The sequence below is a fragment of the Neotabrizicola shimadae genome (genome assembly GCF_019623905.1).
Taxonomy (GTDB): Bacteria; Pseudomonadota; Alphaproteobacteria; order Rhodobacterales; family Rhodobacteraceae; genus Neotabrizicola; species Neotabrizicola shimadae.
Map to the genome: position 1 here is coordinate 2,802,803 of NZ_CP069370.1, position 13,322 is coordinate 2,816,124.

Here is a 13,322-nt window from a genome sequence, read left to right on the forward strand (position 1 = left end):
TCACACGGGCGGCCAGCGGAGGCGCGCAATGCAGATCGTCAAAACCTCGGTCTATGTCGGGCCCAACACCTGGGCCCGCGACCCCCTGATCCGGCTGACGGTGGACCTGCACCGCCGCGCCGGCAAGCCGGTGTCGGACTGGGGCGAGGCGCTGATCGGCCCGCTTCTGGCCCATGTCCCCGCTTTGGCGCGCGCGGTGACCGAAGACGGCGCGCCGTTCCTGGATCGCGCGCGCACCGCGCCCGATTGCGGGCTGGGCGAGCTGATGGCCCAGGTGGCGCTGGCCCTGGAAGACCAGGCCGGCGCGCCGGGCAACCGCGCCTTCACCCGCCCCGCCAAGCATCCCGACGAAGTCGAGGTGCTGTTCGGCTATGAATCCGAACAGATCGGCCTGCGCGCCGGCGACCTGGCGCGCGACCTGATTCTTGACATCATCGCACCGGAAGACGGCTCCTCGCTGGAGGATTTCCCCGAGAAACTTGACGATTTCCTGTATTTCGCCGAGCGCCGCTCGCTTGGCCCCACCGCCCGCGAACTGGTCCGCGCCGCCGAAGCGCGCGACATTCCCTGGGTCCGCCTGAACGATGCGAGCCTCATCCAGGTCGGCCAGGGCAAGTACCAGAAGCGGATCGAGGCCGCACTGACCAGCCAGACCTCGCATATCGCGGTGGAAATCGCCTCCGACAAGGAGCTTTGCGCCCGGCTCCTGTCCGACCTGGGCCTTCCCGTCCCGGTGCAGCGTTATGTCCGCGACCCGCAAGAGGCGGCGGAAGAGGCCGAGGACATCGGCTTTCCCGTGGTCATCAAGCCGGTCGATGGCAACCATGGCCGCGGTGTCACGGTGAACATCACCACCCCCGAAGCCGCCGAGGAAGCCTTCCTCATCGCCGAACAGGAAGGCAGCGGCGTGGTCGTGGAAAGCATGATCCCGGGCGACGATCACCGGCTTCTGGTGGTCAACGGCGTCCTCGTGGCCGCCGCCAAACGGATGCCCGGCCATGTGGTGGGCGACGGCAAACGCACGGTCCTGGACCTGGTGGAAGAGGTGAACGCCGACCCGCGCCGCGGCAAGGGGCATGAAAACATGCTCACCCGGCTGGAACTGGACGCGGTGGCAGACAAGCTTTTGTCCGAAAAGGGCTATGACCACGCCACCGTGCCCGCGGCGGGCGAAGTCGTCTACCTGCGCAAGACCGCCAACCTGTCCACCGGCGGCACCGCCATCGACGTGACCGACGTGATCCACCCCGACAACCGGCTGATGGCCGAACGCGCCATTCGTGCCGTGGGGCTGGACATCGGCGGCGTGGATTTCCTGACCACCGACATCACCAAGAGCTACCGCGAAACCGGCGGCGCCATCTGCGAAATCAACGCCGGGCCGGGAATGCGGATGCATATCTCGCCGTCCGAAGGCCAGGGCCGCGACGTGGGCGGCGCGGTGATGGACATGCTGTTCCCGCCGGGCAGCCCCAGCCGCATCCCGATCGCCGCGCTCACCGGCACCAACGGCAAGACCACCACGGCGCGGATGCTGGCGCATGTGCTGAAGATGGCAGGCTTCACCGTGGGCCAGACCTCGACCGATGCGGTCTATGTCGATGGCAACGTGACGGTGAAGGGCGACATGACCGGCCCCGCCTCGGCCTCGATGGTGCTGCGCGACCCCACGGTGGACATGGCCGTCCTGGAAACCGCGCGCGGCGGCATCGTGCGGGCGGGTTTGGGCTACCGTTTCTGCGATGTGGGCGCCGTGTTGAACGTCACCTCCGATCACCTAGGCCTCGGCGGCGTCGATACGCTGGACGAACTGGCCGAGGTCAAGCGGCTGGTGGTCGAGGTCGCCAAGGACTGCGCCGTGCTGAACGCCGACGATATCCAGACGCTCCGCATGGCCGAACACACCACGGCGACCCACATCTGCTATGTCACGAAGAACCCCGATCACGCGCTGGTGCGCGAGCATATCCGGCTGGGCAAGCGCGCCGTGGTGCTGGAGGCGGGGTTGAACGGCCAGCAGATCGTGATCTACGATCACGGCAATCAGATCCCGCTGATCTGGACCCACCTGATCCCGGCCACGCTCGAAGGCAAGGCGCTGCACAACGTGGAAAACGCGATGTTCGCCGCCGCCATGGCCCATGCGCTCGGCCTCTCGCTGGACCAGATCCGCACCGGCCTGCGCACCTTCGACAATTCCTTCTTCCAAAGCCCCGGTCGGATGAACGTCTATGACGAACACGGCTTCCGCGTGATCCTGGACTACGGGCACAACGAGGCCGCGGTGGGCGCCATGGTCGATCTGGTGGAACGGCTGCAACCGATGGGCCGCCGCATCACCTGCGTCACCTGCCCCGGCGACCGGCGCGACGAGGATGTGAAGGCCGTCGCGCGCAAGGTGGCCGGCCATTTCGACCAGTACATCTGCCACAGCGACGACAACCCGCGAGGCCGAACGCCCACCGAAGTGCCCGAGATGATCCGCGACGAGCTGATTGCGCATGGCGTGCCGCCCGAAGCCATCCTGATCGAGCCGTCCGAGGAGAAATCGGTCGAAGCGGCGCTCGACATGGCGCGGCCCAACGACCTGGTGCTGATCTTCTGCGATGGCATCACGCGCTGCTGGAAGAAGATCATCTACCACAAGCCGAAAGAAGCCGCGCGCCCGGTCCCGCCCGAGGCGCGGGTCACGGCTGCGGGCTTCGCCGTGCCCGAGGGCTATGCCCTGGTCAGCGACGACCGGGGCGTGCGCATCCAGCGCCGGGAGTGACGGGAAAGCACCGCCGCAGATGGCCAGATTTCCCTTCAAAGCCGCCGCCAAGGCCGCCGGGGGCCGGCGTCTGGCCGTCATCGGTGGCCGGCTGGAAGATGACAACGCCGCCATCTACGGCGAGATGCACCGCCTGTCGGGCGGGCGCATCCTGATCCTGCCCACGGCTTCGGCCGAACCCCAGGCGGTGGGCGAGGAAAGCCTGGCCGCCTTCCGCGCGCATGGATTCCAGGCGGAAGTCTCGCCGCTGTCGGGCGAGAATGCCGCCCAACTGGCCGACCGGCCCGAGGTGGCGGCGCAGATCGCGCGCATGGGCCACGTCTATTTCACCGGCGGCGACCAGGCGAAGATCCTTGCCGCCCTCCTGCCCGGCGGTCGCGAAAGCGCGGCGCTGAAGGCGCTGCGCAAGGCGCATGGCAAGGGCGGGCTGATCGCCGGGTCCAGCGCCGGTGCGGCGATCATGTCAGAGCCCATGCTTCTGGGCGGCACCTCTCTGGAAGCCGTGGTGCATGGCGTCACCGACGAGGCCGAAGAGCCGGGCCTGATGATGGGCGGGGGCCTTGGCTTCTTTCCCTTCGGCATGGTGGACCAGCATTTCATCAAGCGCGGGCGGCTCGGCCGGCTCGTGGTGGCGATGGAGGCGGCAGGGGCTGTCACCGGCTTCGGCATCGACGAAAACACCGCGCTCATCGTCGAGGGCGCGGCGGCGCGTGTCGTGGGCGAATACGGCGTGATGCTCCTGGACCTGTCCGAGATGCAGACCGACGCAAACCGCCGCATCTACCAGGACTTCCGCCTGAGTTACCTCGACAACGGCGACAGGCTGGACCTGCGCAAGCTCCGCGCCCATCCGGCCGAAACGAAGCGCCGGGTCGGCGCCGCCGAGATCGCCTATCGCGGCAACCTTCGGTCGCGCCGAAACGCCTTCGGCGCCTACACGCTCTATGACCTGATGGCCCGCCTGGTGCTGGGCGACCCCGCCACCTATGCGCAAGACCGGGTCGAGGCGTTCGATGCCAAGAGCGGCGTCAACGTCTCGGTGATCCTCGAACGCCAGCCCGAAACGAAATGCCTGATCGCCACGCCGGAATCGGGCCTGCGCATGACCGCGCTCGACTTCCGTGCCACGATCTCGACCGAAAAGCTCAGCGCCACGCGGCTGGCCGACCGCATCGGAAGGCGCGCCCGCACCTACGGCATGGACCCGCGCCCCGACGCGAGGCTCATCCTCCTGGGCTCCACCCCGGTCAGTTCCGACGCGGCGATGGTCGCGGGCCCGCTCGCCGCACTGAAAGGCGGCAAGGTCGGCGTGCTGGCCGCCGCCTCGGCCGAACCGGCCCGCACCGCGCGCGACCACATCGCGCTGCTGGCCCGCCACGGGATCGAGGGTGTGGACCTCGGCGTCACCATCGACACCGTGGAATATGCCGCGCAGGACCGCGCGCTTCTGGAGGCGGTCGAGGGCATGGCCGGCATCCTCCTGTGCGGCGGCAACCAGATCCGGCTGGTGGAAACCCTCGTTCACCGCGGCGAGGAAAGCGCCCTCCTGCGCGCCATCGCCCGCGCCCATGCCGGCGGCGCGGCGCTCATCGCGGCCTCCGGCGCCGCCTCTGCCCTGTCCGGCGTGATGATCGCCGGCGGCTCCACCTACGAGGCGCTGCGCTTCGGCGTCTCCTCCGACGTGGGCCACCAGGGCCTCGCCATCCAGGAAGGCATCGGCCTCTTTGCCGGCGGCATCGTGGACCAGAACCTCATCGGCCACGACCGGCTCGGCCGCCTCGTCGTCGCCTGCGCCGAGGAAAACGAACGCTTCGGCATCGGCGTCTTCGAGGATTCCGCCGTCATCGCCACCCAGGCCGGGATGCGGCTGGAAGCGGCCGGCAAGGACGGCTTCGTCCTGGTCGAGGTCGATCCGATGCAGCTTGTCCTGCAAAGCGACAACTTCGAGGCCCGCGGCGTGCGCCTCACCGTCTTCGGCCCCGGCGATACCGTGGACCTGCGCGACGGCACCACCACCCGCGCCGGCGACGGCGCGGCAGGTGCCCGGATCCTGGAACGTCTGGTCAAGGGCCTGGCCGAAGAGGCCCGCGCCGCCATGTCAGGCGACGATACGGGCTTTCATGGCGTCATGGTCCGCCCCGGCGATGCGCAGGGCGCCACCGCCTGGCTCGACATCGCCTGCCCGCGCGACGAAAACGCCTGACCTGCGGCGAAAGTCGCATCTGGTGCGCCCCGCCCCTTCCGGCTATGCGGCGGCGCATGATCCTTCGCCCCGCCCTGATCGTCCTGATGCTCGCCCCCGCTTCGGCTCTGGCCCAGACCTGGCCTCAGCAGAAATGCGCCCTCTTCACCGAAGCCTGGGCCACATCGGCCCCCGCCGAAGGCAAGGGCGCCCCCAGCCCCGGCTTTCGCCAGAAGATCGAAGCCTTCATCGCCTCGGGCTGCGAAACGCCGCGCGATGCCTGCCCGGCGACCAAGGCCGATGTGGAACTCGCCGATGCGCTGGCCTTGATCGTGGCTCTGGAAGGCATGTCCACGACCTTCCTGCCGATCGCCTGCCCCTGAGCTACTCCATCGCCGCCTTCAGGATCTCGACCAGCACCGTATTGGCATGGTCCGCCTCGCCCTCGGCCCCGCTGTTCAGCGCAATGGTCGCCACCAGATCCTTGTCGGGCAGATAGGCATACAGCACCCGGAAGCCCATCGACTCGCCCTCATAGGTCCAGCCGTCGCCCATCGCGCTGGAAAAGCCCGAAACCCCCAGGCCAAAGCCATGCGGGTCATCGGCGCTGGCGCGACCGATGGTCTTGCCGGTCTTCATGCTGACCACATCGGTCAGCTCGGCCTTGCCCGCCGCATCCAGCACATCGCCCGCAAACAGCGCCCGCACCCACAGGTTCACCTGCGCGGGCGACGACACGATCCCCCCGGCCGCCCCGGCCCAGGACATGTCGGCCAGCTTGATGTCGTCGGTCTCGAACGCCTTCAGCTCGGGCATGGCCGCGGCCACGAAATAGCCCGAGGCCATGCGGTCCGTCACATCCTTCGGGAAGACGCCTTCGACATAGTGGCTGTCGGTCAGGCCGTAGCGGTCGCCGAAAAACCGGGTCTGGAACGTCTCCTGCACCGTCATGCCGCCCGCCCGTTCGATCACCATGCCGGCAAGGATGTAATTTGTGTTGGAATAGTCATATCCCTCGGTCGCCTCCGGCGCGCCGGGATAGGTCGGGTCCACGAAGCCCACCAGAACCGCGGGCGAGAAATGCCGGCCCATCCCCAGCTTCTGGAATGTCTCGGCCATGGCGGGCGCGTTGTCATAGCCCATGATCCCGCTGGTCATGTTCAACAATCGGCGGATCGTCACGTCCTTCCAGGCGGGATATTCCGGGGTCCATTTGCCCAGCGTGTCGTCCAGATCCACCTTGCCCTCGGCCTGCAACTGCAACAGCGCGGCGGCGGTGAAGGATTTGGACACGCTGCCGATTTGGTACAGCGTTTCCGGCGTGATGGGCGCGGCATCGGCGGCGGTCGAGACCTTGCCCGCCCCCAGGTTCACCATCGCGCCCCCCGGCAGGCTGACGCTGACGGAGATGCCGGTCGCCCGCTCGCCCGGCGCGGTGTCGCGCACATAGGCATCGGCGATGGCCTGCACTTTCTGGCGCAGGACCTCCGGATCGGCGGCAAAGACGGGAAGGGCAAGGGCGGGAAGGGCAAGGCCGGCCAGAAGGCCGGCAAAAGCGGCACAAACGGAAAAACGCATGGCTGATGAAATCCGGTTGATGAAAGGGGATGGGCAGACCTGCCCATCCCGTCTGTCCTGTCAGTGGCTCGCCGGCCAGGCGAATTCCGGCCGCAGGCCGCCAAAGACCGGGCGGCCGTCCTGCGGCGGGGGATAGCCCTTCGTCTCGTCCCAGAAGGCGTGATAGCTGGCCTTGGGGAAGGCGGCATCGTCATAGCCCATGACATTCGGCACGGCGACGCGGATCCGCTTCTGTTTGTCGTCCAGCATCAGAACGGCGCCGCAATCGGTGCACAGGCAAATCTCCAGCGGGCCGCCGGGATTCTGTGCGTTGAAGGGCACGCGCTTCATCTTCTCGGGGTGATCGACGTTCAGGTCGCCATAATCGAAAAAGGCGACATGGGTGGTGTGCTGGCCGGTCACGGCCTTGCACACATTGCAGTGACATTCATGGTTGTCGATGGGCTCTGCCTTCGCCGTCACATGGACGTGCTGGCAGCCACCCGCATAGGGCGCGGTCATGACTTCCTCCCTGGAACGGGCGCCGCTTCCGGGCGTCCCGGCGCCAAGCGTAAGGCGGTTCCGGGATTCGCGGAAGCACCGCCGTTCCGGCGTCAGACCTTGGCCCCTGTCCGCAGCCAGCCCACCGCCCGCGCGGCGATCTCGGGGACGGGCGCGGCCACGTCCAGCGTGATCGCCGCCTCGTCCGGGCCGGGCGGTTCCAGCGCCGCGAACTGGCTGTCCAAGAGCGTGGCGGGCATGTAATGCCCCGTACGCGCCGCCATGCGCGCGCCGATCACCTCGCGGCTGCCCGCCAGGTGGACAAAGCGCACCGGCCCGCCCGCCCCCGCCCGGATACGGTCGCGGTAGGCCCGCTTCAACGCGGAACACCCCAGGATGACAGGCGCCCGTTCGGCCAGAACCGCCGCCACCCGGTCCAGCCAGGGCCAGCGGTCAGCGTCGGTCAAGGGCACGCCGGCCGCCATCTTGGCGACGTTCTCCGCCGGGTGCAGGTCGTCCCCGTCGATATAGGGAATGTCCAGCAGCGCGCCCATCGCCGCGCCCACGCTGGACTTGCCGCAGCCCGACACGCCCATCACCACCACGCGCAGGGTCACAGCGACACCGTGATCCCGCCATCGACGTAAAGGATATGACCGTTCACAAAGCTGGAGGCGTCCGAGGCCAGGAACAGGCAGGCCCCCACCAGCTCATCCACCTGCCCCCACCGCCCCGCCGGCGTGCGCTTTTCCAGCCAGGCATTGAAGGCCGGGTCGGCCAGCAGCGCCGCGTTCAGCGGCGTCTCGAAATAACCCGGCGCGATGGCATTGCAGTTCAGCCCGTGCCGCGCCCAGTCGGTCGCCATGCCCTTGGTCAGGTTGCCCACCGCCCCCTTGGTCGCCGTGTAGGGCGCGATGGTGGGGCGGGCCAGCGCCGTCTGCACAGAGGCGATGTTGATGATCCGCCCCCGCTTGCGCGCAATCATATGGCGCGCCACCGCCTGCCCGACGTGAAAGACGCTGGCGATGTTGGTCTGCAACAGCCGCTCGAAGGCTTCCGGCGGGAAATCCTCCAGCGGCGCGCGATGCTGGATGCCTGCGTTGTTCACCAGGATGTCGATCGGCCCGATGCCGGCCTCGAACCCGTCCACCGCCGCCCGCGCCGCCGCATGGTCCGTCACGTCAAACACCAGCGCCCGCGCGCCGGGCACCGTGGCCGCCGCCGCCTCCACCCGCGCCGCATCGCGCCCGTTCAGCACCACCTCGGCCCCCGCCGCGGCCAGCCCCTTCGCCAGCGCGAAGCCAATGCCCTGCGACGAGCCGGTGACAAGCGCCCGCCGCCCCGTCAGGTCGAACAGGTTCAGTCCGGCCGGAAGCGTCATGCCTTCCCCCAGGGTCCATGCGGCCGGTCAAGGCCGTCCACGCGCTGAAACCCGTGCGCGCCAAAGAAATCGCGTTGCGCCTGGATCATGTTCGCCGTGCCCCGCGCCGTGCGCATCGTGTCGAACCAGGCAAGCCCCGCCGAAAGGGCCGGCAGCGCCAGCCCGTTCAGCGCGCCCGCCGCCACCACCTGCCGCAGCGCCGGAACCGTCTCCTCCAGCATCGCCGCAAATCCCGGCGCCAGGATCAGGTTGCGCGCCGGATCCTCGGCCAGCGCCGCCGCCATGTCGTTCAGCATGGCCGACCGGATGATGCAGCCCGCCCGCCAGACCCGCGCGATGGCGGCCATGTCCAGCGACCAGCCAAAGGCCGTGGACGCCGCCGCGATCATGCCGAAGCCCTGCGCATAGCACAGGATCTTCCCCGCGATCAGCGCCTGCTCCAGCGTCTCGGTCGTCATCCCCTCCACGCGCCGCGGCCCCGGCCCGAACCGCGCCTCGCCCGCCGCCCGTTCGGCCCGCCGCGCGCTGGCATTGCGCGCCATCACCGCCGCCTCGATCACAGGGATCGGCGTGCCCAGATGCTGCGCCTCGACCGCCGTCCAGCGTCCCGTGCCCTTCTGCCCCGCCGAATCCAGGATCACGTCCAGCATCGGCCCGCCCGAAACCGGGTCCACCGCCGCCGCCACCTCGCCCGAAATCTCGATGAGGTAGGATTTCAGCACCCCCTCGTTCCAGCCCCGGAACACCCCCGCAATATCCTCCGCCGGCATCCCCAGCCCGTCGCGCAGGATGCCGTAGACCTCGGCGATCATCTGCATGTCGGCATATTCGATGCCGTTGTGCACGGCCTTCACGAAATGCCCCGCCCCCGCCTCGCCCATCCAGTCGGCGCAGGGCGTGCCATCCTCGGCCTTGGCGGCAATCGCCGTCAGAACCGGCGCCACGCGGTCCCAGTCGGCCCGCGCGCCCCCTCCCATGATCGCCGGCCCGTGCCGCGCGCCCTCCTCGCCACCCGACACGCCCATCCCCAGAAACCGGAACGGCAACCCCGCCGCATCGCGCCGGTTGGTGTCGTGGAAATTCGCGTTGCCCGCGTCGATCACCAGGTCGTCCGGCCCCAGAAAGGGCGCCAGCGCCGCGATCTGGTCATCCACCGCCTGACCCGCCGGCACCATCAGGATGATCGCGCGCGGCGGCGCGATCGCCGCCACCAGTGCGGCAAGCGTGTCGCAGGGCAAGATCCGGTCCGCCAACTCGTCCGCCTCGGCCCTGAAGCGGTGCGTGACCTCGGTCGTGCGGTTCCAGACCGCGATGGGAAACCCCTTCTCGGCGATGTTCAGCGCCAGGGCGCTACCCATGGTGCCAAGCCCGATCAACCCGATATGCGCCTCGGCCATCGCATCCCTCCTGTCAGCCCGGCGGCGAATAGACCCGCCCCGCCGCCCGAATGTAAAGCCGCCTTTCCCGCCCCGCGCCAGCCCGCCCCGCCGGCTTGCGCTTTCCCTTGCCCCGCCCGCGAAAACTCGCGACAACGTGATCACCCGAAGGAGAGCGGCATGATCCAGGATTCCCGCCACAGCCCCGCCATCCGCCGCCTGGTGGTCCTGGCCCTCCTGGCGCTGGCCCTGCCCGCCTGCGCGCCCGGGCCCTCGGGCAGCGGGGGCTTCACCGTGTCGCCCGGCCGGATGCCCGCCTTCTGCGCCGGCGATGCCTCGCGCCGCTTCGGCATCAACATGGGCGACGTGAACACCGGCGCGACCCTGCAAACCGCCGAGGGCTATGCCGTGAACGGCTCGTTCCAGCTGGCCCCCGGCGACAGCCTGCTGTTCGTGTGCACCTTCGACGAAAGCGGAAGGTTCACCGGCACGACCGGGCGCTAAGGCACAAGCCCGGTCCGTCTGCAGAAAACGCGGCGCATGGCTGCGTCAATCGCGCTCTTGCCCGTACATTTCTCTGCTATACTTCCGTTACTCTATCAGGCGCAGGAATTCGCGCGAGAAACCGTTTGCTCAGGAACGATTGTGCCAATCACACGTGTGGAAACATCGGTATCGGCCGGCGACCATTCGGTCGACCAGTTCCGGTCACAACTGTTTTCCCAGGTGCATCGCCTCGGTTTCACTGCGGCGGACGGCCATCTGCACACATGCTCGGCAGAGTTTCCTGACGGTGCCCTGAAGATCGGCTCGGTCGAATCCACGGGCCACCGCATCAACCTGACCGAAACGGAAGATGTCACCCTGCTGTTTCCGCAGCTCGGGCGCATCGGCGTGGACCTTGGCGGCACGAATCGCGTGGCCAGGGCCGGGCAAATCCTCGCCCTGCGCCCCGGCGACCGCCTCACCTCCACCGCCACCGATGCCGGTCCCCGGTTCCGCGCCCTCGTGCTCATGGTGCCGATCCGCCATCTCGCACCGCTTGTCGAGGGTCTCGCCTCGACCGGCCTTGGCGCGTCAGACGGGCTCTGGCTCGCCGGGGCCCAGGCCCGGCGGCTTGCCTCGGCAACGGCCGAAGTCGCGGCGGGGCTCCTCCGCGCGCCGCCGGGCCGCCTGTCAGACCGCGGCGCACGCGGCATGGCCCGGCTTCTGCACGAAAGGATCGCCGAAGCCCTCATTGCCGCTGCGGGTGATGATCCCGTCCCCGGCACATGGCGCAGCGATGCGGACCTCGTGCGAACGGCAATCCGCCTGATGCGCGCCAGCGCCGACCAGCGCCTCTCCGTGGCCGACCTCGCCCGCGATCTCGGCATCGGCCCGCGCCGTCTTCAACTGGCGTTCCAGCGCGCGGGCCAGCCCAGCCCCCGCGACGTTCTGGCCAATATCCGCCTGCAGGTCGCCCGCGATCGGCTGACCCGGCCAGGCACCGGCAGTTCCGTCACGGACATCGCGCTCGACTGCGGCTTCGTCCACCTCGGCCGCTTCTCCGGCCAGTACCGCCAGGCCTATGGCGAACTTCCCAGCGAAACCCTGGCCCGCGCCCGGGCCTGAGCCTCAGCGCGCATCCTCCAGCACCTTCGCCGCGCCCATCCACCCCATCAGGATCGAAGGCGCATTCGTGTTCCCCGCAATCAGGTTCGGGAAGGACGAGGCGTCGATCACCCGCAGCCCCGCGATACCGTGCACCCGCAGCCGCGCGTCGATCACCGAATTCGCCGCATCCGGCCCCATGCGGCAGGTGCAGGACGGATGATAGACCGTGCCCGACCGCGCCCGGAAATCGGCGATCATCTCTTCATCCGTCGCCACCTCGGGCCCCGGCCGCAGTTCCTTTTCCACCAGCCGGGCAAAAGCGGGTTGCGCCGCGATCTTCCGCAGCATCTTCACCGCGGCCAGCATTTCGGTCACGTCGTTGTCGGTCGAATAGGCATTGGCGGTGATCACCGGATGCTGCCCCGCATCCGCCGACCGGATGCGGATATGCCCCCGGCTGGTCGGCCGGCAGTTCGACAGGCCAAGCGACAGGCCCGACCACGGGTCCGGCGTCAAGAGCGGCCGCTCGCCCACCCGCGGGATCAGGGTCGAGAAGGCTTGCATGTAAAGCTGCATGTTCGGCCGGGGCTGGCCCGGATCGGTGCGGAAGAACCCGCCCCCATGGTTAATGCTTTTCGCCAGCGGGCCATAGCCGCCCAAGAGATACTTGATCCCCGCCAGGGCCTTGCCCCACAGCGGGCGCAATTCGTCGTTGTAGGTCGGCACCTTCATGGACCAGGTGTAATTCAGGCCCTGATGGTCGCTTAGATGGTCGCCGACATTCGGGTTGTCCACCACCACCGCAATCCCGTGCGAGGACAAAAGCCCCCCCGGCCCGATCCCCGAAAGCTGCAACAGCTGCGGCGAATTGATCGCGCCGCCCGAAAGGATCACTTCGCCGCGCGCGCGCAGCTGTTTCACCGCCCCGCCCTGCCGGTATTCCACGCCCACGGCGCGACCGTCTTCCACCAGAATCCGCGTCACGAAGGCGCGGGTTTCCACCCGGCAATTCGGCCGCTTCATCGCCGGGCGCAGGAAGGCGCGCGCGGTGGAATTGCGCCGCGCGCCCTTGATCGTCATCTGATAGACGCCCGCGCCTTCCTGCCGCGCGCCATTGAAATCGGCATTGTGCGGCAAGCCGGCCTGTTCGCAGGCAGCGATGTAGTCCTGCACCAGCGGATGCAGCCCCTTCAGGTTGGCCGATATGAACAGAGGCCCGCCCTTGCCGCGATAGGCGTCAGCCCCCGCCTCGTTGTCCTCGATGGCACGGTAGGCGGGCAGCACATCCTCCCAGCCCCAGCCGGGATTTCCCGCCGCCTTCCACTCCTCGTAATCCGCCTTGTGCCCGCGGATCCACACCATCGCATTGATCGAGGATGACCCGCCCAGGATCTTGCCGCGCGGCCAGAAATCCTGCTGCCCGGCAAGGCCAGGGTCGGGCTCGGTCTTGTACAGCCAGTTCACCTTGGGGTCATAGAACAGCTTGCCATAGCCCAGCGGCAGTTCGACGAAGAACCGCCGCTCGCTGCCGCCCGCCTCCAGCACCGTCACCTTGTGGCGGCCATTGGCCGTCAGCCGCTCTGCCAGAACGCATCCCGCCGAACCGGCGCCCACGATGATGTAATCGGTCTCGTCCATCTGCCCGCCCTGCCCGTCCCCGCCGCGACACTAGTGCGCGCGGACCCTGCAATCTCGCAAATTCCGACAGGCGGTGTCGCGGATGGGACAGGCCAGTGATGCCCGGCAATGGCCGCGATCTGTCCTTCCGGCCAAAGCTCGGGCAGCGGATGCACCGGCTGCGGTTCCGAGCCCCGATAAAGAACCGCCATCCGGCGCGCCCGGATAGCCGCGAAAGCCTCGGACAATCGTTACGTCCAAGTAAAGATGCGACAGCAACCCATTGATTTCACTCAATCTGACAAGGCGTCCGAGCTCGGACGCCTGCCGACGCTTCAGGGGAAC

The 13,322-nt window shown here is 68.5% G+C and carries 11 protein-coding genes; 5 read left to right on the forward strand and 6 right to left on the reverse strand.

Annotated features, from left to right (window positions below):
- The first annotated feature begins 28 nt into the window (after positions 1–28).
- Genes cphA through JO391_RS13730 form a run of 3 tightly spaced genes read left to right on the forward strand, consistent with a single transcriptional unit; the run spans position 29 to position 5,335 of the window.
- On the forward strand, positions 29–2,770 hold the full coding sequence (cphA, locus tag JO391_RS13720; RefSeq protein ID WP_220661033.1) for a cyanophycin synthetase: 2,742 nt from the start codon (positions 29–31) through the stop codon (positions 2,768–2,770).
- 19 nt (positions 2,771–2,789) lie between these two features.
- Positions 2,790–4,973, forward strand: coding sequence for a cyanophycinase (locus JO391_RS13725; RefSeq protein WP_220661034.1), 2,184 nt, complete (start codon positions 2,790–2,792; stop codon positions 4,971–4,973).
- A 56-nt stretch (positions 4,974–5,029) separates the two neighbouring features.
- Positions 5,030–5,335, forward strand: coding sequence for a hypothetical protein (locus JO391_RS13730; RefSeq protein WP_220661035.1), 306 nt, complete (start codon positions 5,030–5,032; stop codon positions 5,333–5,335).
- A gap of 1 nt (position 5,336) precedes the next feature.
- On the opposite strand, the gene JO391_RS13735 is transcribed toward JO391_RS13730, so the two are convergent.
- The 5 genes from JO391_RS13735 to gnd all read right to left on the reverse strand — a co-directional run bounded on the left by JO391_RS13735 (position 5,337) and on the right by gnd (position 9,788).
- The gene (locus JO391_RS13735) at positions 5,337–6,530 is read right to left on the reverse strand and encodes a serine hydrolase domain-containing protein (protein ID WP_220661036.1); all 1,194 of its coding nucleotides are present in this window, start codon (positions 6,528–6,530) and stop codon (positions 5,337–5,339) included.
- Positions 6,531–6,590: 60 nt separating this feature from the next.
- Entirely contained in the window at positions 6,591–7,031 is a 441-nt protein-coding gene (locus JO391_RS13740) for a GFA family protein (protein WP_220661037.1), read from the reverse strand.
- Positions 7,032–7,123: 92 nt separating this feature from the next.
- Complete coding sequence (locus tag JO391_RS13745; RefSeq protein WP_310795038.1) at positions 7,124–7,627, reverse strand: gluconokinase; 504 nt, start codon at positions 7,625–7,627, stop codon at positions 7,124–7,126.
- Complete coding sequence (locus JO391_RS13750; protein ID WP_220661038.1) at positions 7,624–8,391, reverse strand: SDR family oxidoreductase; 768 nt, start codon at positions 8,389–8,391, stop codon at positions 7,624–7,626. The genes JO391_RS13745 and JO391_RS13750 overlap by 4 nt, the downstream gene beginning before the upstream one ends.
- A complete protein-coding gene (gene gnd / locus JO391_RS13755) occupies positions 8,388–9,788 on the reverse strand; it encodes an NADP-dependent phosphogluconate dehydrogenase (RefSeq protein ID WP_220661039.1) in 1,401 nt (466 codons plus the stop codon). Before gnd ends, JO391_RS13750 begins: the two co-directional genes overlap by 4 nt.
- Positions 9,789–9,947: 159 nt before the next feature.
- On the opposite strand from gnd, the gene JO391_RS13760 reads away from it, so the two are divergent.
- Together JO391_RS13760 and JO391_RS21735 are read left to right on the forward strand one after the other, a co-directional pair.
- On the forward strand, positions 9,948–10,271 hold the full coding sequence (locus JO391_RS13760) for a hypothetical protein (RefSeq protein WP_220661040.1): 324 nt from the start codon (positions 9,948–9,950) through the stop codon (positions 10,269–10,271).
- Between the two features lie 141 nt (positions 10,272–10,412).
- Positions 10,413–11,378 carry an AraC family transcriptional regulator gene (locus tag JO391_RS21735; RefSeq protein ID WP_220661041.1) on the forward strand — a complete coding sequence of 322 codons (966 nt, stop codon included), beginning with the start codon at positions 10,413–10,415 and terminating at the stop codon, positions 11,376–11,378.
- A 3-nt stretch (positions 11,379–11,381) separates the two neighbouring features.
- On the opposite strand, the gene JO391_RS13770 is transcribed toward JO391_RS21735, so the two are convergent.
- Positions 11,382–12,998: a GMC family oxidoreductase gene (locus tag JO391_RS13770; protein WP_220661042.1), complete on the reverse strand. Its 1,617-nt coding sequence runs from the start codon at positions 12,996–12,998 to the stop codon at positions 11,382–11,384.
- Positions 12,999–13,322 lie beyond the last annotated feature (324 nt).